General features: G+C 70.8%; 17 protein-coding genes. 9 read left to right on the top strand and 8 right to left on the bottom strand.

Annotation, left to right across the window (positions count from 1 at the left end):
* Both AB0C62_RS02585 and AB0C62_RS02580 read left to right on the top strand, forming a co-directional pair.
* Positions 1–990, top strand: a complete 990-nt coding sequence (locus tag AB0C62_RS02585; protein WP_362969249.1) for a xanthine dehydrogenase family protein subunit M — start codon at positions 1–3, stop codon at positions 988–990.
* Positions 987–3,197 (top strand): xanthine dehydrogenase family protein molybdopterin-binding subunit, encoded by a 2,211-nt coding sequence (locus AB0C62_RS02580; RefSeq protein WP_362969248.1) that lies wholly within the window; start codon positions 987–989, stop codon positions 3,195–3,197. The genes AB0C62_RS02585 and AB0C62_RS02580 overlap by 4 nt, the downstream gene beginning before the upstream one ends.
* Before the next feature lie 48 nt (positions 3,198–3,245).
* Here AB0C62_RS02580 and AB0C62_RS02575 read toward each other — a convergent pair whose 3' ends face one another.
* On the bottom strand, positions 3,246–4,184 hold the full coding sequence (locus AB0C62_RS02575; RefSeq protein ID WP_362969247.1) for an SDR family NAD(P)-dependent oxidoreductase: 939 nt from the start codon (positions 4,182–4,184) through the stop codon (positions 3,246–3,248).
* Between the two features lie 166 nt (positions 4,185–4,350).
* On the opposite strand from AB0C62_RS02575, the gene AB0C62_RS02570 reads away from it, so the two are divergent.
* Positions 4,351–5,253: a LysR substrate-binding domain-containing protein gene (locus AB0C62_RS02570; protein WP_362969246.1), complete on the top strand. Its 903-nt coding sequence runs from the start codon at positions 4,351–4,353 to the stop codon at positions 5,251–5,253.
* Between the two features lie 217 nt (positions 5,254–5,470).
* Here AB0C62_RS02570 and AB0C62_RS02565 read toward each other — a convergent pair whose 3' ends face one another.
* On the bottom strand, positions 5,471–5,866 hold the full coding sequence (locus AB0C62_RS02565) for a hypothetical protein (protein WP_362969463.1): 396 nt from the start codon (positions 5,864–5,866) through the stop codon (positions 5,471–5,473).
* 627 nt (positions 5,867–6,493) lie between these two features.
* Here AB0C62_RS02565 and AB0C62_RS02560 point away from each other — a divergent pair.
* Positions 6,494–7,012, top strand: a complete 519-nt coding sequence (locus AB0C62_RS02560) for a DUF6529 family protein (RefSeq protein WP_362969245.1) — start codon at positions 6,494–6,496, stop codon at positions 7,010–7,012.
* A gap of 60 nt (positions 7,013–7,072) precedes the next feature.
* Here the strand turns inward: AB0C62_RS02560 and AB0C62_RS02555 are convergent, their stop codons facing one another.
* From AB0C62_RS02555 to AB0C62_RS02540, 4 genes are read right to left on the bottom strand one after another with little or no spacing between them, the layout of a single operon-like run.
* Positions 7,073–8,095: a DUF5914 domain-containing protein gene (locus tag AB0C62_RS02555; protein WP_362969244.1), complete on the bottom strand. Its 1,023-nt coding sequence runs from the start codon at positions 8,093–8,095 to the stop codon at positions 7,073–7,075.
* On the bottom strand, positions 8,092–9,117 hold the full coding sequence (locus tag AB0C62_RS02550) for a phytoene/squalene synthase family protein (protein WP_362969243.1): 1,026 nt from the start codon (positions 9,115–9,117) through the stop codon (positions 8,092–8,094). Before AB0C62_RS02550 ends, AB0C62_RS02555 begins: the two co-directional genes overlap by 4 nt.
* The gene (locus AB0C62_RS02545) at positions 9,114–10,655 is read right to left on the bottom strand and encodes a phytoene desaturase (RefSeq protein WP_362969242.1); all 1,542 of its coding nucleotides are present in this window, start codon (positions 10,653–10,655) and stop codon (positions 9,114–9,116) included. The genes AB0C62_RS02550 and AB0C62_RS02545 overlap by 4 nt, the downstream gene beginning before the upstream one ends.
* Complete coding sequence (locus AB0C62_RS02540) at positions 10,652–11,872, bottom strand: polyprenyl synthetase family protein (protein ID WP_362969462.1); 1,221 nt, start codon at positions 11,870–11,872, stop codon at positions 10,652–10,654. Before AB0C62_RS02540 ends, AB0C62_RS02545 begins: the two co-directional genes overlap by 4 nt.
* A gap of 499 nt (positions 11,873–12,371) precedes the next feature.
* Between AB0C62_RS02540 and AB0C62_RS02535 the strand changes: the two genes are divergently transcribed.
* Genes AB0C62_RS02535 through AB0C62_RS02525 form a run of 3 tightly spaced genes read left to right on the top strand, consistent with a single transcriptional unit; the run spans position 12,372 to position 15,891 of the window.
* Positions 12,372–13,565 (top strand): lycopene cyclase family protein, encoded by a 1,194-nt coding sequence (locus AB0C62_RS02535; protein ID WP_362969241.1) that lies wholly within the window; start codon positions 12,372–12,374, stop codon positions 13,563–13,565.
* Positions 13,566–13,603: 38 nt separating this feature from the next.
* Positions 13,604–14,335, top strand: coding sequence for a methyltransferase domain-containing protein (locus AB0C62_RS02530; protein WP_362969240.1), 732 nt, complete (start codon positions 13,604–13,606; stop codon positions 14,333–14,335).
* Positions 14,332–15,891 carry an FAD-dependent oxidoreductase gene (locus tag AB0C62_RS02525; RefSeq protein ID WP_362969239.1) on the top strand — a complete coding sequence of 520 codons (1,560 nt, stop codon included), beginning with the start codon at positions 14,332–14,334 and terminating at the stop codon, positions 15,889–15,891. Before AB0C62_RS02530 ends, AB0C62_RS02525 begins: the two co-directional genes overlap by 4 nt.
* Positions 15,892–15,980: 89 nt before the next feature.
* Here the strand turns inward: AB0C62_RS02525 and AB0C62_RS02520 are convergent, their stop codons facing one another.
* Together AB0C62_RS02520 and AB0C62_RS02515 are read right to left on the bottom strand one after the other, a co-directional pair.
* Entirely contained in the window at positions 15,981–16,337 is a 357-nt protein-coding gene (locus AB0C62_RS02520; protein ID WP_362969238.1) for a nuclear transport factor 2 family protein, read from the bottom strand.
* 24 nt (positions 16,338–16,361) lie between these two features.
* Complete coding sequence (locus AB0C62_RS02515) at positions 16,362–17,102, bottom strand: SDR family oxidoreductase (RefSeq protein ID WP_362969237.1); 741 nt, start codon at positions 17,100–17,102, stop codon at positions 16,362–16,364.
* Between the two features lie 153 nt (positions 17,103–17,255).
* Here AB0C62_RS02515 and AB0C62_RS02510 point away from each other — a divergent pair, with 153 nt between their 5' ends.
* Positions 17,256–18,095, top strand: a complete 840-nt coding sequence (locus tag AB0C62_RS02510) for a helix-turn-helix domain-containing protein (RefSeq protein ID WP_362969236.1) — start codon at positions 17,256–17,258, stop codon at positions 18,093–18,095.
* 225 nt (positions 18,096–18,320) lie between these two features.
* The gene (locus tag AB0C62_RS02505; protein WP_362969235.1) at positions 18,321–18,857 is read left to right on the top strand and encodes a DinB family protein; all 537 of its coding nucleotides are present in this window, start codon (positions 18,321–18,323) and stop codon (positions 18,855–18,857) included.
* Positions 18,858–18,920 lie beyond the last annotated feature (63 nt).

Raw genomic sequence — 18,920 nt, 5'->3', positions numbered from 1 at the left:
ATGCACCCCTTCGCTTACGTACGGGCGACGGACGCGGACCAGGCCGTCGCCGTCGTGGCGGCCGACCCGGCCGCCTCGTTCCTTGCCGGCGGCACCACTCAGCTCGACCTGATGAAGGACGGCGTGATCGGGCCCGACCGGCTCGTCGACATCAGCCGGCTGCCGCTGCGCGGCATCACCGCCGGTGAGACCACCCTGCGGGTGGGGGCACTCACGTCGATGGAGGAGCTGGCGGCCGATCCCGTCGTCGGCCGTCGGCTGCCCTTCGTCCGCGAGGCACTCCTTCAGGGCGCCTCGGTGCAGCTGCGCAACCTGGCGACCATCGGGGGCAACCTTCTTCAGCGCGCCCGGTGCCGTTACTTCAGGGACCCCGCGGTCGACGCGTGCAACAAACGCGCCCCCGGGTCCGGCTGCGCCGCCATCACCGGCATCCAGCGTATGCACGCCGTGCTCGGCACCAGCGAGCACTGCATCGCGCTGCACGCCTCGGACCTGGCCGTGCCGTTGACCGCGCTGGACGCGACCGTCCATGTGCAGGGGGTGAACGGGCCGCGGTCCGTCCCACTGACGCGGTTCTACCTGCAACCGGGAGACACCCCGCAACGGGAGAACGTCCTCGACCACGGGGACCTGATCACCGCAGTCGACATTCCTCTGCTCCCGGAGACCGCCCGGTCCCACTACCTCAAGGTCCGCGACCGGGCCTCGTACGAGTTCGCCCTGACGTCGGCCGGTGTGGCCCTGGTGATCGACGACGGCCGGATCGAGCAGGCCCGCGTCGCGTTGGGCGGCGTAGGCACCGTCCCGTGGCGGGCTCGGGATGCCGAGGAGATCCTGCGCGGCGCCCCGACGGACACCGCCGCCTTCCGCGCGGCCGCGGACGCCGCCGTCGCCGGTGCCAGGCCGCTGCCCGGCACCGCATTCAAGGTGGACCTCGCCCGACGCACCCTGGTGCGCGCCCTCGAAACCGTCGCAGGAGCACACTCATGACCACTCTTGACGCGGGCGGGCCCGTCGGCGCCGGCATCGACCGTGTGGACGCCCGGCCGAAGGTGACGGGGAACGCCCACTACCCCAACGACTACGCGTATCCCGGCATGGCGCATGCCGCGCTGGTTCGGAGCACGATCGCGGCCGGCAGGATCCGTGACATCGACACCGCCCGCGCGCGGCGGGCACCGGGAGTCCTGGCGGTCATCACCCATCTCGAAGCACCGCGGCTCCAGCGCGGCCCCATGACACTGCTCGGCCCGTCGCCGCCCGCCCCGCTGCAGGACGACCGCATCCTGCACCACGGCCAGCACGTCGCGGTCGTGGTGGCAGAGACCGCCGAACAGGCCCGGTACGCGGCCACGCTCGTCGACGTGGTGTACGACGCGGCCGAAGCCCGCCTGAGCATCACGGACCCGGACGCGGAGATCGTGACCGATCCGTGGGACCTCGACCAGCGACGCGGCGACGTGGAAGCAGGTTTCGCCGCCGCCGACGTCGTGGTCGAGGAGTCATACAGCACCCCCGACAACACCAACAACCCCCTCGGCCTGATGGCCACCCTCGCGGTGTGGGACGGCGACTCGCTCACCGTCCACGACTCCACCCAGTGGACCCACAACGTCCGGACGACGCTCGCGACCGCCTTCGGCGTCCCGGAGAACGGCGTCCGGTGCCTCGCGCCCTACGTCGGCGGCGCCTTCGGAGCGGGCCTGCGCGTGTGGCCGCACGTGATCCTCACCGCGCTCGCCGCACGCGAGGTGCGGCGGCCGGTCAAACTCGTGCTCACCAGGCCCGAGATGTTCACCTCGGTGGGTCACCGCCCGGAGAGCCTGCAACACGTCAGGATCGGTGCAACCAGGTCCGGTGAGCTGCTGGCGATCCGCCATACGAGCACCTCGTCGGTCGCCATGGAGGACGACGACTTCGAGCCGGTCTCCCTCGGTTCCGCCGTCTCCTACGCCTGTCCCAACGTCACCACCCGCGACCGCCAGATCCGGCTGAACATTCCCTGCCCGGGATCGATGCGCGCGCCGGCCGAGGGGCAGGGCAACTTCGCACTGGAGTCGGCCGTCGACGAACTCGCCCACGTCCTCGCCATGGATCCGATCGAGCTGAGGTTGCGCAACTACACGGAGACCGATCCGCGCAGCGGCCTGCCCTGGTCGAGCAAGGCCCTCCGCGAGTGCTTCACCGAGGGTGCCCGGCGCTTCGGCTGGTCGCGCCGCACCCCGGAGCCTGGGTCGATGCGCGATGGCCGGTGGCTGATCGGTTACGGCGTGGCCGGTTCCTCCTACCCTCACTACCAGGTCCCCTGCCAGGCACGCGCGTCGATCCGCCGGGACGGATCCGCCTACGTGCGCAGCGCGGCCACCGACATCGGGACGGGCACGTACACGGTCATGACCCAACTCGCGGCCAACCTGCTCGGGTTGGACACGGCCCGGGTGCGCTTCGACCTCGGAGACTCCGACATGCCGTACGCGCCGCAGGCCGGCGGCTCGGGGCTGACCGGCGCGCTCGGAAACGCCGTGCACATAGCCTGCGAACGCCTGGTGCGGGAGTTCCTCCAGATCGTGCATGACGATCCGGAGTCGCCGCTGCGCGGCCGCACCCTCGCGGACGTCGTCGTCAGGGGCGGACGTATCCACCGGGCCGAGGATGCCGGGCAGGGCGAGTCCTACATCGACATCCTCGCGCGGCACGGCCTTGAGGAACTGAGTGCGGACGGGCGCAGCACCCCGCCTGCGGCCGACGGGTTCGGGATGGCCACGGCCGGCGCCTTCGGAGCGAAATTCGTCGAGGTGCGGATCGACCCCGACCTGCGCCTGTTGCGGGTGGCCCGCGTGGTGCAGGTGATCGACGGCGGCCGCATCCTCAACGAGAAGACTGCCACCAGCCAGATCATCGGCGGCACGGTGGGCGGCATCGGCCAGGCCATGTTCGAGAAGACGGAGACCGACCCGGGGACCGGCCGTATCGCCAACGCCACCTTCGGCGACTACCTGGTCCCCGTCAACGCCGACATTCCCGACATCGAGGTGGCGTTCGTCGGGGCGCCCGATCCGGCAACGCCGGTGGGTACCAAAGGAGTCGGAGAGGTCGGGCTGGTGGGTACCGCCGCGGCCATCGGCAACGCGGTCCACCACGCGACAGGGCGCCGGCTGCGGTCCCTGCCCTTCACGATCGAGCGGTTGCTGGACTGAGCGCCGCGTCCGGAGCCCTGGATGTCCGGGGCCGACGGCGCTCAGGTCTCACTCCTGCGCGCGCCCGTCGTGCCCGGCGATCACATCGGACACCAGCCACAGCCGCTCCGCCGCCTCGGGGTCCAGGGCGTGGTCGGCCACGCCCGATTCCTGGCCCGGTTCGTGGCGCGGGGCCTCGTTGCCGTCCTCGAAGTACCTGCCGCCCTTGCCTTCCAGGCCGGGCCAGGTGGCCAGCAGCGTGGGAGTGGCCGCGCCCTGCTCGGCCGTCCGGAAGTCGTAGTCCGGCATCCCGGCCGTGTCCTCGGGGCTGAGGTGGCGGCCGAGGTTGCTCATGACCGCTCCGGGGTGGCAGGTGTTGGCGGTGATGCCGTCCGCGGCCCAGCGCCGCTGGGCCTCCACGGCGAAGAGCGCGGTGGCCGTCTTGGACTGCCCGTAGGCCAGGGCCGCGTTCCAGGGGCGCTTGCGGAAGTTCAGGTCGTCGAAGTCGACGGGGGCGGCGAGGTGGGCCACCGAACTGAGGGTGACCAGCCGGGCGTCGTCGGCTGCCGAGAGGGCCGGGTGCAGTCCGGTCGCGAGCACGTGGTGGCCCAGGTGATTGACGGCGAACTGCGTCTCCAGGCCCTGTGCGGTGTACCTCCGGGGAGGGAAGGCCACGCCGGCGTTGCCGACCAGGATGTGCAGAGGGCCGCTCCAGGCGTCGACCAGGCCCCGCACCGACCGCAGGTCCGACAGGTCCAGGTGGACGACGCGCAGCGCGGCGTGCGGGGCGCCGACGGCGATCTCCCGGGCGACCTGCTCGCCGGCGCCGGTGTCGCGTACGGCCAGGGTCACCTCGGCTCCCGCCCTGGCCAGCGCCCGGACGATCTCGGTGCCGATGCCCGAGGACGCGCCGGTGACGAGCGCCCGCCGCCCGGACAGGTCCAGGCCGGCGACGACGTCGGCAGCCGTGCTGCCGACGTCGAACGGTGTGGTGATGCGTTCTGCCATGGTCTCTCTCCCTGTCAGCCGGGGTCCGGCGGGCAGGCACCTAGGGAATCGACCATGCGGCCCTTCGCCACCCGCCTCCCCGTCCCGGCGCTTGTGAGGCCAAGGGTTGCTCCGGGATCCCAGGGCGTCCAACATGAGCTGCTTGTGGCGGTTGTAGCCTCGTCCTGTGACCCCTGACCTTCGGCAGCTGAGATACTTCGTCGCCGTCGCCGAGGAGTCCAGCTTCACGCGCGCCGCCGAGCGGCTCGTGATCAGCCAGCAGTCCCTCTCCCAGCAGATCGCGCTGCTGGAGCGCATGCTCCGCGTGAGACTCTTCGACCGCGACACCAGGGGCACCCGCCTGACCGCCGTCGGCACGCTGTTCCTGCCCGAGGCCCGGGCCGTCCTCGCAAGGGCCGAGGAAGCCGTGCGGGTCGTGACACGGGCCGCGCGCGGCGAGATCGGCGGCCTGCGCCTCGCTTTCCTCTCCACCACGATGAACCACCTGCTTCCCCCGGTCGTCCGCGCCCTGCGGCAACGGCTGCCGGAGATCGAGCTGACGACGGCGGAGACACCCATCGCGACCCTGGTCGACGGCCTGCGCAAGGGAAACTTCGACGCCGCCTTCACCCGGCCGCCGCTGGTGGCTGGGCTGGAGAGCAGGACCCTGGCGAGCGAGCCCGTGTGCGCTGTCCTGCCCGAAGGGCATCCGCTCGCCGGCCGTACCGAGCTGACCCTGGGCGAGTTGTCCGCCGAACGCTGGGTGCTGACCCCCCGCAGCTCGTGGGAGCCCTGGCACGAGGCCTTCGACGACTCGTTCCGAGCTGCCGGATTCGTTCCCGACGTGGTCCAGCGTGAGGCGAGCGTGCAGGGCCTGCTCGCCCTCGTGGCAGCCGGCGTCGGGGTGACCCGGCTGGCCCGGTCCGCGAGCAGCCTGCGCCGCTCCGGCGTGGTGTTCGTGGTGCTGGCGGGCGAGTCCACCCCTACCGAGATGGTCTGGCTGGCGGGCAACACCGCACCGGCCCTGCATCTCCTCCTGGAGGTGGTGACCGAACTGGCCGCCTCCACCGACCTCACCGCGTCCGGCTGACCTCACCCTGTGGCCGCGCCCGGGTGGCCGGGCTGTTCGAGCCCGACTACCTGCTCACGAGCCACACGAAAACCTGTGGTGATCGAGGCTGCCTGTCGCATCGTCATCCTCGAAGGCCAGCCCGCGGAAACACAGCCACCAGCGACCAGTACCGCCGCGCCGCCGCGTCAGCGGAAGCGATGGCCCTCGTCTGAGACGGCTTGCACCGGCTGCGCGGTCAGTAGCCGCCGCTCTGTGAGGACGACTGCTTGGTGATCTGCTTTCCATCGGTGCCCAGCACATACCACTTGGCGCCGAAGGCGTCGATCCCCTGCCCGTTGGTCTGCCCGGCCTTGGAGTCGTCGGCGAACGTGTACAGCGGGTGACCCTTGTACGCCACCTGCTTCGAGCCGTCGCTGCGCGTGATGGTGGAGAGCAGCTTGCTGTTGACGCCGCCCTTGGCGATCGTCTTTCCGTTCGCCTTCAACGGCGGCCACGCCTCGGCACAGTCCCCGTTGCACGTGGACTTGTTCTTCTTGTCGGACTGGAAGAGGTAAAGAGTGTGCCCCTTGCTGTTGACCAGGATCTTGCCGAGTGGCGTGGACTTGGTGGTCACCGTCACGGAGGACGACATGCTCACCGCTGATGTCGCTACGTGTGCGCTGCTCGCCGAACTGTGATTGTCGCCCTGGGCATACGCGACGGTTGTCGCAGACAGCAGAGCTGCTGATCCGGTGGCAGCGATGAATGCTCTGACGTGGTTATTCACGAGAATCGCCTCGGAGAGGGTTTGCGGCCTTCGTTCCTGGGGCGCGCGCCGCACACCTCCCAGTACACACCGAAGCCGCCGGCCTGGCCACAGCTCGGCCTTTCACCCGGCGCTTTCGTGATCGGCGTCCGCGTGGCGGTGCCGACGGGCGAAATCCCGCGGTGCACGAGCCACGGGCTGTTGCCTTTCGAGCGGTTTTGGCACGGGCCGTCCAACGGGTGAACCCTGGCGGGTCGCGGGGAGCCGAATGAGGCCGGGAACACGACTGGCGCCATGGTGAGGCCTCAGGCCATCGCACATCCACGGAGTCCTTTTGAAGCATCAAATGTTCCGGCGGTCGTTCGGGCCGCTGTTCTCCGCGCTGAAGTCGGCGTGCCCCGCCGGAGCCGGCGCGTGACCGGGAATCGGCGAGGCGGTCAGCGCCACGACTCCGAGAGTCCATCCGGCGCTGCGGTGACCGGGCCCCGGAAGCGCCCGGCCGTCGGAGTCTTGTTGCTCCTGCTGATCCCGGTCGTGGTAGGTCTCGGGGTCTATTTCGTGGGCCGTGGACTGACGCCGGATCCGAACAGCAGCTTCTTCGGGGCCCGCTACGACGAAGCCATGGACCTCAAGGCCCGCCTCGGCAGCGCCCTGTTGGCCCTGGCCCTGGTCCAGCTCCTGCTCGCTGCCCGTATGTACGGCCGGCTGCCCGGGTCGAAGCCTTCCTCACGCGTCGTGTCCACCACGCACCGGGTGACCGGGCTGGTGGCCTTCCTGCTCTCGGTGCCCATCGCCTACCACTGCCTCACGGCGTACGGCGTTGAGCTGACGACGCCGCGGGTGGCGATCCACTCGATTACCGGTTGCGTGCTGTACGGCGCGTTTGCCGCCAAAGTCGTCGTGGTGCGCAGCCACAGGTTCCCGGGATGGACGCTGCCTGTCGTCGGCGCACTTCTCTTCTGCTCGATCGCACTGCTGTGGTACACCGCCGCACTCTGGGAACTCAACGGCTTCCGGACCCCGGGCCTGTGAACGGCATCCCGCTCGGCATCTCCAGGAATCAGCATTCGATCACCGCGATGGCGGAGCGCGTCAGCCCGGAAAGCGGCCCGTCGAGCGCAGTTCCCAACGGCGTTCGGCGTATGCCAGGTCGTCGCGCCACAGCCGTCCGGCCGCTGCCCGCATCAGCGGCCGCAGCACGGGTGCGGTCGTGCGCACGGCGGCGAAACCGCGGCGGTCCGACACAGCCATGATCGTTTCGATGACGGCCGTCCGCGGCCTGCCGTGTTCGTCCGGGCCGAGGGGAGTGGCGTGGGTTTCCACGACGGAGCCCCGCCCCTCGCCCTCCGTGATGTGCATGACGACCGTCCGCGGTTCCGGCGCGGTGAACACGGCCCGCACGGGGACGACGAGCCGCCCGGCGACCTTGAAGGAGACGTCGACGGCGAAGCCGTCGTCGACCTGTGCGTCCGTCGTCGCGGCGTCCGGTGCGTCGACCACCGTCAGATCCACGAACGAGTACGGGTGGAACCAGGCGCCGTGCCACGGATCCAGCCGGTTCGCGACGATGTCTTCGGGCTCGCAGGTCCCCGTGCTCTCGTAGACGGCCGAGACCGCGTCCGACAGGGTGGGCCTGACCGGCACCACCGGCGCGCTCGTGGGCGTCTCACCGCCGACCTCGTCCAGCCGGACCCACACCAGGACACCGTCGTCGTGGACCGGGAGCGGTTCCCAGCCCGCGAAGGCCGCTCCTTCGAGGGCGAGTCCGTGCCAGTGACACACGAGCGTGCCGCAGTGCACCGGGCTGTTCCGCAGCGGTGCGCCGAGGTGGGGACAGACTCCGGGCCCGGCGACGAGCCGGCCCTCGGCGTCCCGCCAGACGACGACCTCATGGCCGGCGACGGTACGGGCCAGGGGACGGTCGTCACGGATGCCCCGGGTGGCGCCCACGACGTACCAGTTGCCCGACGGCCGGGCCTGGGAGCGCTTGAGCGCCTGGGCGATCACGTTGGGCCGTGCCTCGCGCCAGGTCGGTCGCTGCCGCGCCCAGGGCACCGGGCGCCTGCGCAGGGACAGCGGAACGCGCCCGCGCCGGGAGGATCGGTCCGCACTCACGCGATCTCCTTCTGGACCTCGGACGCGGGCTCGCGCCGTTCGGAAGGCGTGCGGTCCGGCGTGTGGACCACATGGGGACGCGTGCTCGCACGCTGTGTGGCCCGGGCCGCCATCACCCGCACCAGGCCGTCGAGAGCGACCGCCGCGCGCCTCGGCCGGGTCACCGCGGCGCGGCGGTGCAGCACGGCGTACCCGTCCGCCGCGATCGCGTCCAGGATCCCTCCGTACAGAACGAACGCCGTCCGGATGCACGGGCGGGACACGGGGTCGAGCATGGCGAGCCCGCGCACCGCCTCGCGGTAGACGGCGCGGGTGAGGTCTTCGAAGGCTCGCAACGCCTCGACGACGCGCCGGTCACTGCGACCGGTCTTCCTGCTCCAGAGCAGGAACTCCCGGTCGACACCGTGGACTTGCAGCAGGTCGGCGGGCAGGTACACCCGGCCGCGATCGAGGTCCTCGCCCACGTCCCGGAGGAAGTTCGTCATCTGGAAGGCGACTCCCAGGGCGGCCGCGGGAGGTGCCGCCTCCTCGCGGGGGACCACCGTGCCGAGAACCGGAAGCATCTGCAGCCCGATGACGGCGGCGGAGCCGTACATGTAGGTCTGTAGATCGTCGAAGGTCGGGTAGTCGGTGACGTGCAGGTCACTGCGCATGGATGCCATGAAGTCGCTGAAGTGCCGGTGGTCGATGTCGTAACGCCGTGCCGTGTCGGCCAGCGCCAGGACGACCGGATCAGTGCCCTTCCCGTCGAGCAGCCCGCGTTCGAGGCGCGACTGGAGGTCGGCGAGGTCCTTCGAGCGGCTGTCCGCGTCGAGGGGAGCGGCCAGGGAGTCGACGATGTCGTCCGCCCAGCGGGCGAAGCCGTACAGAGCGTGGACGGCCGGCCGGCGTTCGACCGGCAGGAGACGGGTGGCGAGGAAGTACGTCTTGCCGTGGCGGGCGTTGAGCGTGCGGCAGCGACTGTAGGCGTCCCGCAGGGCAGGGTCGGTGATGCCCGCCGCGTCGAGTTCACGGTCCGTCATGAGGGGGCACCTTTGGTCGTGGCCGACGGACTGCGTCGGCTGCGGGACGGAGGGTTCGTGAGCCCGGTGACACGGGCGGCGGCGAGCTTGCCGGACAGCAGGACCGTCGGTACGCCGACACCCGGTGTGGTGCCGCAGCCCGCGAGCACGGCGTTCTCGGTGCCGCGTACGAGGTTCCGGGGGCGGAACGGCCCCGTCTGCCCGAAGGTGTGAGCCGCGGAGAAGGGGGTGCCCGCCACGTGACCCTGGGCCTGCCAGTCGGCGGGTGTCACCAGGCACTCTTCCTCGATCGCCGAGCCGATGCCGTCCAGGCCGCGCTGTTCCAGTTCCTTCAGGATGCTCTCGCGGTAGCGCGGGGCCAGGTCACCCCACTCCGCCGCGTCCGGGCCGATGTCCGTGTTCGGGCAGGGCGCGAGAATGTAGTGCAGGTGGCGGCCGGGCGGCGCGAGGTCGGGGTCCGTGGCGGTGGGCCGGGTGATGAGCAGGGACGGATCGCTCATCAGGTCGCCGGTTCGCGTCAGTTCCTCGAACGTGCGGCTCCACTTCGCGCCGAACGACAACGTGTGGTGGGCGAGCCCGGGCCAGGTGCGGTCGGTGCCCGCGTGCAGGACGACGGCCGACGGCGAGTTCCGGATCCGGATCGGTCGTCGTGGCGTACGGCCGAGGAGCCGGTAGGAGACGGGCAGGTCCGGCGTGAGGACCACGGCGTCGCACGGAATGCGGTCGTCGGCGGTCACGACGGCGGTGACCCGGTCGCCGGAGCGCTCCAGCCGCGTGACGTCCTGCCCGAAGCGAAGATCGGCGCCCGCTTCGGCGGCTGCGTCGGCCATGGCCTGGGGAACCGCGTGCATGCCGCCGCGGGGGAAGTACACGCCGGCGACGGTGTCCATGTAGGCGATGACGGCATAGGCGGCCAGGGCCCGTGCCGGGGGAACGCCCGCGTAGAGGGCCTGGAAGGAGAACACACGGCGCAGCCGCTCGTCACGCAGAAAGTGGCCGATGCGCCGGTCCAGCGTGCCGAATCCCCCGAGCGCCGCGAGCCGGGCCAGGTCGGGGGTCAGAAGCTGGAGGGGAGAGTCGAAGTTGGTGTCGATGAAGTGGCGCATCTGGGCCCGGTAGAGCCGCTCGAGCCAGGTGCGCAGCCGCCGGTAGCCTGCGGCCTCATCGGCTCCGGCGAAGCGTTCGACCTCCGCTTCCATGGCCTGGGCGTCGGTGTGCACGTCGATGGCGCTGCCGTCGGCGAACCGGGCCCGGTAGGCGGGGTGGAGGGGGATGAGATCGACGCGCTTGTGGAGACGGTCGCCGACGGCGGCGAACGCCTCGTCCGCGAGGTCGGGCATGGTCAGCACGGTGGGACCGGTGTCCATCCGGTACCCGCCCCGGACCAGACGTCCCGCGCGACCGCCCGGAAGCGGTTCGCGTTCGATCACGGTGACGCTGCGGCCGGCTCCCAGAAGATGGAGGGCCGCGGACAGTCCGGAGAGCCCCGCCCCGACGACCACGACGTGATCCGTGCGGCCCGGAATCCTCCTGGTCATCGGGTCGCCTCCTCGGGGCCCGCGCTGATCAGCAGGTCTGCACACGCGTCGTCCCGGGACCCGAGGGAGCCCGGAGAGCCGGGCCGCGGTGGCCGGGCCGGCAGCGGAGCCGCGGCGGAGCGGAGGAGAGCGCGCAGGGAGTGAAACCCATCCGGTTCGAACACCGCGCCGTCCAGATGGCGCATGCCCTGGGCGACCAGTCGGCCGATCTTCGCCTCCACCGTCGCGTACGCGCCGGTGGAGACAAGCACCTCTCGCACTTCGGCGAGGCCCGGCTCGGACAGGTCCGCGCAGCCGACGGAGCGGTCCAGTACCGCGAGGGCCGTGCGATCACCGGCCGTCTCGGCCCTGGCGCGTGCCACCGCGATCAGGTAGGTCGGCTTACCCGACCGGATGTCGTCGCCCGCGGGCTTGCCGGTGGCCTCGGGGGTGCCGAAGATGCCCTGGAGGTCGTCGCGCAACTGGAAGGCGATGCCGACGCACCGGCCCGCCGAGCAGAGAGCCGCGGTCGTCCCGTCGTCCGCCCCGGCGAGGGCGGCACCGAGAGCCAGCGGCCGTTCCACCGAGTACAGGGCGGTCTTGAGACAGGCGGCGCGGATCGCGCGGGCCAGGGAGAGCGACGAGGTGGCCTGGCCCTGGATGTCCAGATACTGCCCGGCCACCATTTCCATCCGCATCGAGCTCCACAAGCCGCGCACCCTGAGAGCGGTGTCCGGAGCGAGCCGGGTGTCGGCGATCACGTCGTCCGCCCACGCCAGTGCCAGATCGCCGGCAAGGATGGCCGCCGCCTCACCGAAGCGTCCTGTGCGGGACGCGGCGCCTGCGTCGGCGTACTGGGCCTCCACGTCCGCGTGCAGCGCGGGACGGCCGCGGCGGATCGTGGAACCGTCCATCACGTCGTCGTGGACAAGCGCGCACGTCTGGATGAGTTCCAGGGCGGCACCGATCCGCAGGGCGGCCTCCGCGTGCCGGCCCTGTCCACCACAGGCGAGCAGTGCCCACCACACGAACTGGGACCGGGTCCGCTTGCCGCCCTCCGAGGTGAAGCGAACGACCCGATCCGCCAGGTCGTGGGCGAAGACCGGGTCGAGAGCGGCTGCGCGCACGGCGAAATCTGCGAGGACCTCGTCGAGAACGCGTCCCACGGCCCCGGCGACGTCCCCGCTGACGTCCCGGAGATCACGGTGGCCGTGCTGCGGCAGTGAGGGTGTGGGCATGGCACCCTCCGGGCGTCCGCCGCAGGATTCCGCGGAGTCGGTGGGGCGCGTGGGGGCGGCGACGGCGGTGGTCTGCCGGGACGCGCCGTGCGGGCCGGGCGTTCCGCCGGCCGCCCGGCAGGCCTCCGCCTTACTGGGGAGCATCCCGGTTCCTTTCGCTGTGATCAGGCCTGGCCTCTGTCTGAACGCATTCCGCGTCGGCCGGGGACTCGGATGCGCCATCCGATGGAAAGGGCAGCGGCGCCCTGACGGGCCATACGAAAGGCACAGCGTCGAATGCCGCCAATTCACCTGTCCGGACGCACCACTGAGACGGCGTCATCCCGGGGCGGCGATCCGAGAGAGCTCCGCTCCCCGCGCCCGCTCACCGAGGGAGCCCCCCCGCTCGCCGGCGCGCGACCGTTCCCGGGACGCGCAGCCCTGCCTGCATCCGGACGGGCCGGCGATCAGGAATGCTGGCGACATCGTGCGTGGTGACCCGCGGCGGGAAGGAGGGCACGTGTTCGAGGCGGACGTCGCCATCGTGGGGGCGGGAGCGGCGGGACTGTCCCTCGCGCACCGGCTGTCGCGTCCGAACCCCGGAAGCCGCGGAGTGTCGGTTCTCCTGGTCGACGTTCCACCCGGCCCGTTGCGTCCGCCCGCACGTACGTGGTGCTTCTGGGAGCGGGATCGTGGACCCTACGACGCAGCCCTGACCGCGTCGTGGCAGACGCTGCGCGTACGTCCCCCGCGTGGCCCGGCGATCGTGGACGACATCGCGCCGCTGCGGTACAAGATGATCCGCTCGGAAGACTTCGAGAGCCTCGTCTCCCGTGACCTCGCCCGGAGCGAGTACGTCCGACGCGTCGAGGCGACCGCCGAGACCGTGGAAGGCGTCACCGACGGAGCCCTGGTCCACACCCGCACCGCCGACGGTCGTCCGCTCACGATTCGTGCCCGCTGGGTCTTCGACTCCCGCCCCCTCGGCAGCCTCCCGGCGGCCCGCACGACCCTGCTCCAGCACTTCCACGGCTGGTTCATCCGCTCCGACCGGGCGCTCTTCGACCCCGACACGGTCGAACTCATGGACTTCAGAACACCCCAGCCGGCGCACGGCCTGTCCTTCGGCTATCTCCTGCCGATCGACCGGAAGCAGGCCCTGGTGGAGTACACGGAGTTCTCGTCCACCGTCCTCGCGCGACAGGCCTACGAAGCAGCGCTGCGGCACTACACCACGGACGTTCTCGGCTTGCGCGACCTGGAGATCGTGGCCACCGAGACGGGAGTGATCCCCATGACGGACGCGCGGTTCGCCAGGGAGACCGCACCGTCCGTGTTCCGCATCGGTGCCGCCGGAGGCGCGACCCGTCCCTCCACGGGCTACACCTTCGCCGCCGCGCAACGCCAGACCCGGGCCATCGCCCAGGCACTGGGGGAGGGGCTGCGACCACTGCCGCCTCCCGCCCACTCCGCCCGCTCCCGTGCCATGGACGCCGTCATGCTGCGCGCCCTGGACAGCGGACGGGTCGACGGCGCCGCCTTCTTCTCCCGCCTGTTCTCCCGGGTCCCGATGGAGCGGCTGCTGCGCTTCCTCGACGGCCGCACCCACCTCTACGAAGACATCGCCGTGGGAATGCGTACTCCCGTCCTGCCCATGCTCCGCTCCGCGGCGGAACTTCCGTACCTGCCCCGCCGCCCCTTTCCCCGGCCATGACCGCCCCGCGGACGTGGTCCGCCGTTGAAGGAGACCCGATGACCCTGCTGCGCGACGAGGACCTGGCCGCGGCGTTCGACCACGCCGCTCGCAGCTACGACGTGCTGACCGCCGCCAACCCCGGCTATCACGCGCAGTTGCGCCGCTCGGTACGCCGCCTCGGCCTGCGGAACGGCGGGCGCGGACTGCGCGTACTGGACCTGGGCTGCGGTACGGGTGCCTCGACGGCCGCACTCGCCGCCCTGCTGCCCGACGCACGGATCACGGCGGTCGACGCCTCCGCCGGAATGCTGGAGAGGGCTGCCGCCAAACGCTGGCCCAGCAACGTCACCTTCGTGCACGCCCCGGCGGAACGCCTCGAAGAGAGCGGCGTCGACGCTCCCTTCGACGCGGTGTTCGCCGCCTACCTCTTCCGCAACGCGGCCGACCCGGACGGCGTACTCGCAACGGTCCACGACCTGCTCGTGCCCCACGGACGGATGGCGGTGCACGAGTACACCCTCAGCGGCCGGCCCGCCCACCGCGCGATGTGGACCGCGGTGTGCGGCGGCGTCGTGCTCCCCGTGGCCACCGCACTCGGAGACGGGCAGCTGTACCGCCATCTGTGGCGCAGCGTGGTCGAGTTCGACACGGCGGACCAGTTCGCCACCCGCGTGAGGGGCGCCGGGTTCGACCTCGTACGAGCCCTGCCCCTACCGGGATGGCAGACCGGCATCACCCACACCTTCGTCGCCCGTCGAGCGGTCGCCGGCGTGGCGGGTGACCAGTGAAGGCCGCACCGGCACCAGGGGCGGCCCGGCGGGGCCGAGACAGGCGAGCCCGCGTCCTGACACCACGGCCAGGAGCCCCGCGGTTCGACGGTGCCACCCCGCCGACGGCCGCTGTGGTGGGCGGCGGCATCGCCGGACTCGCAGCCGCCACCGCCCTGGCCGAGCGGGGGGTGCGCGTCACGCTCTACGAGCGTGAACCTACCCTCGGGGGACGCCTCGCCGGATGGCGGGTCGATCTGCGCGACGGCACCACCGCCACGATGAGCCGCGGCTTTCACGCCTTCTTCCGCCAGTACTACAACCTGCGCGGGCTGTTGCGCCGGACAGACCCCGGACTGGACCGCCTGACCGGGCTCGCCGACTATCCGCTCCGCCACAGCAGCGGACTGCAGGACAGCTTCCGGCACGTCCCACGGACCCCGCCGTTGAGCGCGCTCGGATTCGCCGCTCTGAGCCCCACCTTCCGCGTCCGCGACCTTGCCCGGATGAACCCGACCGCAGCGCTGCCCATGCTCGACGTGCGAGTCCCCGAGGTCTACGAGCGCTTCGACCGCGTCAGCGCCCACGACTTCCTGGAGTCGATCGGCTTCCCACAGGCGGCGCACCACCTCGCGTTCGAGGTCTTCTCCCGCAGCTTCTTCGCCGACCCCCGTGAACTGTCCGCCGCGGAGATGCTGTTGATGTTCCACATCTACTTCCTCGGTTCCTCGGAGGGACTGCTCTTCGACGTTCCGGACGAGCCGTTCCCAGCCGCCTTGTGGGACCCTCTCGCTCGCTACCTCCAGGGCCACGGCGTCGACCTCCGCACCTCCACCGCCGTGGAGACCATCGCTCCCACCGCGGACGGAGGCTTCGTGGTGGCCACGGCGGACGACGAGGTACGGCACGACACGACCGTGCTCGCTCTGGACACGGCGGGCCTTCGATCCGTCGTCGAGCGATCCCCTGAACTGGCCGACGGCCCCTGGCGCGACCGGGTGGCTCGCCTGCGCAACGCTCCGCCGTTCCTCGTGTCGCGACTCTGGCTCGACACACCCGTCGCCCCCGACCGGAAGGGTTTCTTGGGCACCAGCGGTTTCGGCGGCCTGGACAACGTCAGTGTCCTGGAACGCTGGGAGGGCGAGGCGTCCCGATGGGCCGCGCGCACCGGCGGATCCGTGCTGGAACTGCATGCCTACGCCCTGTCCGAAGACGCGGATCGTGACGTGGAACAGAAGCGCCTGCTCGAGCAGTTGCACACCGTCTATCCGGAGACGCGTGCCGCCGAGGTCGTCGACGAGCGACATGAGTGGCGGTCCGACTGCCCGCTGTTCCCGGTCGGCGGATACACCGACCGTCCCACCGTCCGCACCTGCGATCCGCGCCTCGTGGTGGCCGGCGACCTCGTCCGCACCGACCTGCCCGTGGCGCTGATGGAACGCGCGGCGACGAGTGGCTTCCTGGCCGCCAACGCTCTGCTCGAACGGTGGGGACTCCGGGGCCAGACCCTGTGGACCGTGCCCGACCGGGGACGCACGGCGGCCATCCGGGGCCTGGCGCGCTGGGGCGGGATGTAGTCCGACCAGGCCAATGCGGCGGGCCGTGTCCTCGTTGCGCCGCATGTGCCGGCGGGCATCGCCACCGAGCGCGTCGGCGTTTCCGGCCGTCAGACCTCGTTGTTCCACATGCGGAAAACAGCGCATTTCCCGTGGCCGTCGAAGGTCACGGTCCACAGGTTGGCGAAGGTGCCCAGTTCCGTGTAGCGCCCGGTGCCTTCGATGGCCGCGGTGTCCCCGTTGATCGCGAGGAGGGACCACTCGAACTGCCAGCCCCCCTCCTGCCACCCCGCCCGGCCGAGCCAGCCTTCGACGATCTCCTCACGGCCCACCCAGTCGGTCGCGTAGGGCCACTCGTGATACTCGGCCTTCGGGGAGAAGAGGGCGGTGATGTCCTTCCTGTTGTTGGAGGACCAGGCCCGCACGTATCCCTCTACCCACACTTCCACCTGCTGTTTCGTCACCATGACCCGTCTCCGTGGTCCGTCGCCTCAGCCCTGGGCGGTGGGCCGGACGACGATCTCGCTGACGTCGACCTCCGCCGGCTGGGCGATGGCGTAGTCGATTGCCGCACCGATCGCCGCGGCGGGCATCGCGATGTCCATCAGGTCCCGGGTGGCCGCGCGCACGGCCGTGTCGCTGATCCCCTCGGCCAGTTCGCTACGGGTCAGGCCCGGGCTGACGACGGTCACCCGCAGATCGCGGCTCTCCTGCCGCAGGCCCTCGGACAGGGCCCGGACGGCGAACTTGGTCGCGCTGTAGACCGAGGCGGTGGGATCGACGCGGTGCCCGGACACCGAGGCGATGTTCACGATGTGGCCGGATCCCTGCGCGCGCATGAGAGGGAGCACGGCGGCGATGCCGTGCAGCACGCCGCGCAGGTTCACGTCGATCATGCGGTTCCACTCGTCGACCTTCAGCCTGTCCAGGGGAGAAAGCGGCATCACGCCGGCGTTGTTGACCAGGACGTCCACCGCGCCGAACGTGTCGTGCGCGGCCCGCGCGAAGGCCCGCACGCTGTCCAGGCTGGTCACGTCCAACGCTCGGTGGTCGGCTGTCCCGCCGCCGCCCCGGATGTCCTCGGCGAGGGCGGCGATCCGGTCCGTCCGCCGGGCACCGAGGAGCACCCGGTGCCCCGACGCGGCCAGCCGCCGGGCCGTCGCCTCACCGATACCGCTGCTCGCCCCGGTGATCAGAACGACCTTGCCTACGGGAACGGGAGAGACGGTCATGAGAAACCCTTCGGAGAAGCCGGGACCAGGCACGGAGACCGGGTCAGGTGGTCGTCCACACAGGTTTTGATCATGGCCGTGATCCCGAGGGCAAGGCAGGGCGAGGCTTCCTGGGTGCGGCACTCCCAGGAACGGGCCGCGTACGATCGATCCATGAGCGGGTACGGACTGGGCGAGTTCCTGCAAGCGCGGCGCTCCCTCGTGAAGCCCGCAGACGTGGGCCTGGCGACCTACGGACAGCGGAGAGTCACCGGGCTGCGCCGCGAGGAGGTCGCCGTTCTCGCGGGGGTGAGCGCCGACTACTACGCGAGGCTTGAGCAGGGGCGCGAACGCAGCCCCTCCGGCCAGGTCATCGACGCGATCTCGCGAGCGCTGCGTCTGAACGCCGACGGCCACTGGCACGCCTACCGCCTCGCGGGCCTCCTGCCCGGCCCCGAGGCCACGGACGCGCCGGACGAGGTGGAGCCCGCGCTGCTCCGGCTCATGGACGTCTTCCCCACCGCAGTCGCGTACATCGTCAACCGACGCCTCGAAGTGCTCGCGGCCAACGCCCTGGCCGATGCCCTTCTCTCGCCACTGGCAGACCGCCGCCAAGTACTGCGTTCCCTGTTCCTGGATCCCGCAGCCCGAGAGCTCTACGCGGACTGGCAGAGCGTCGCGCAATGCTCGGTCGAAGCCCTGCGCCTCGCTGCCGGACACCATCCGGACGATCCCCGGATGGCCGCCACGATCAAGGAACTGCGCAGCAGCAGCGACGAGTTCGAGCAGATGTGGCGCAGCCACGCCGTCCGTTCGCTCGGCCTGCGGCCCAAGACCTTCAACCACCCGGCCGTGGGCCGGTTCACCCTCACGTACCAGTCCTTCGACGTCCAGAGCACGCCCGGTCAGCACCTCCTGATCGGTACTGCCGAGCCGGGCAGTACCGACGCCGACTCCCTCGCCCTCCTCGGCTCGACATTCGTGACCGACGGAGGCGCAGCAAAACGGTCATGAGTGCGGCGAGGACGAGCGCGGTATCTGGATCGATACGCTCAGGGGAGGGCGCCTGACAGGTGAAACACCTGGTCAGGCGCCCCCTTTTTTTCGGCAGACTCAGTAGACGAAGAGAGGTCCCCCTGGTCGGACGTACCCCCGAGGCACCGTAGAGACGCTGCTCGGTCTCGGATCGTGGGTAGGTACCAACTCGGCCATGACTGATGCCCAGCAGGGAGACCCCGCGTGAGCGACTTTGTCGTCCAGAGGATCGTTCGGCCCGAGCGGGCGGTATCGGGCCCCTGGTTGGAGGTGATCGCCTCGAATCTCGACTACCACCGGTCGACCTTCCTGTGGAAGTGCGAGGGACTCTCGGACGCACAACTGCGGCTCCGCGCCGTGGAGTCGTCGGCATTGACCCTGCTCGGACTCATGCGCCATCTGCAGGGGGTCGAACGCGCTTGGTTCCAGCGGACGTTGGCGGGTACAGCGCCTCGCTTCTTCCCCTATGGGACCTATGTCACCGCTGACGGCGGCGAATGGTACGACGAGTCGGACGCCACGCCGGTGAGGGAGGTCTACGAGGACTACCTGAAAGCCTGCGAGGAGTCGAGGCAGGTGTTCGCGAGGGTGACCGTCGATCTCGCGCGCATCGTGCCGAACCCGGAATTCGGTGAGACCGACGTGCGGTTCGTCCTTGCGCACGTGATCGAGGAGTACGCCCGCCACGTCGGCCACGCGGATCTCCTCCGCGAGGCCATCGACGGCGCCACCGGCGAGTAGCCGACCACTGCGGCCTACAAAGCGTCTTTCTGGGTTCCTCAAACGATGTACTTGCCGTGGCGT

This window comes from Streptomyces sp. NPDC048643, assembly GCF_040650615.1.
Classification (GTDB): domain Bacteria; phylum Actinomycetota; class Actinomycetes; order Streptomycetales; family Streptomycetaceae; genus Streptomyces.
Note: the sequence above shows the minus strand (reverse complement) of the source record. Positions and strands in the feature narration are given on the sequence as shown.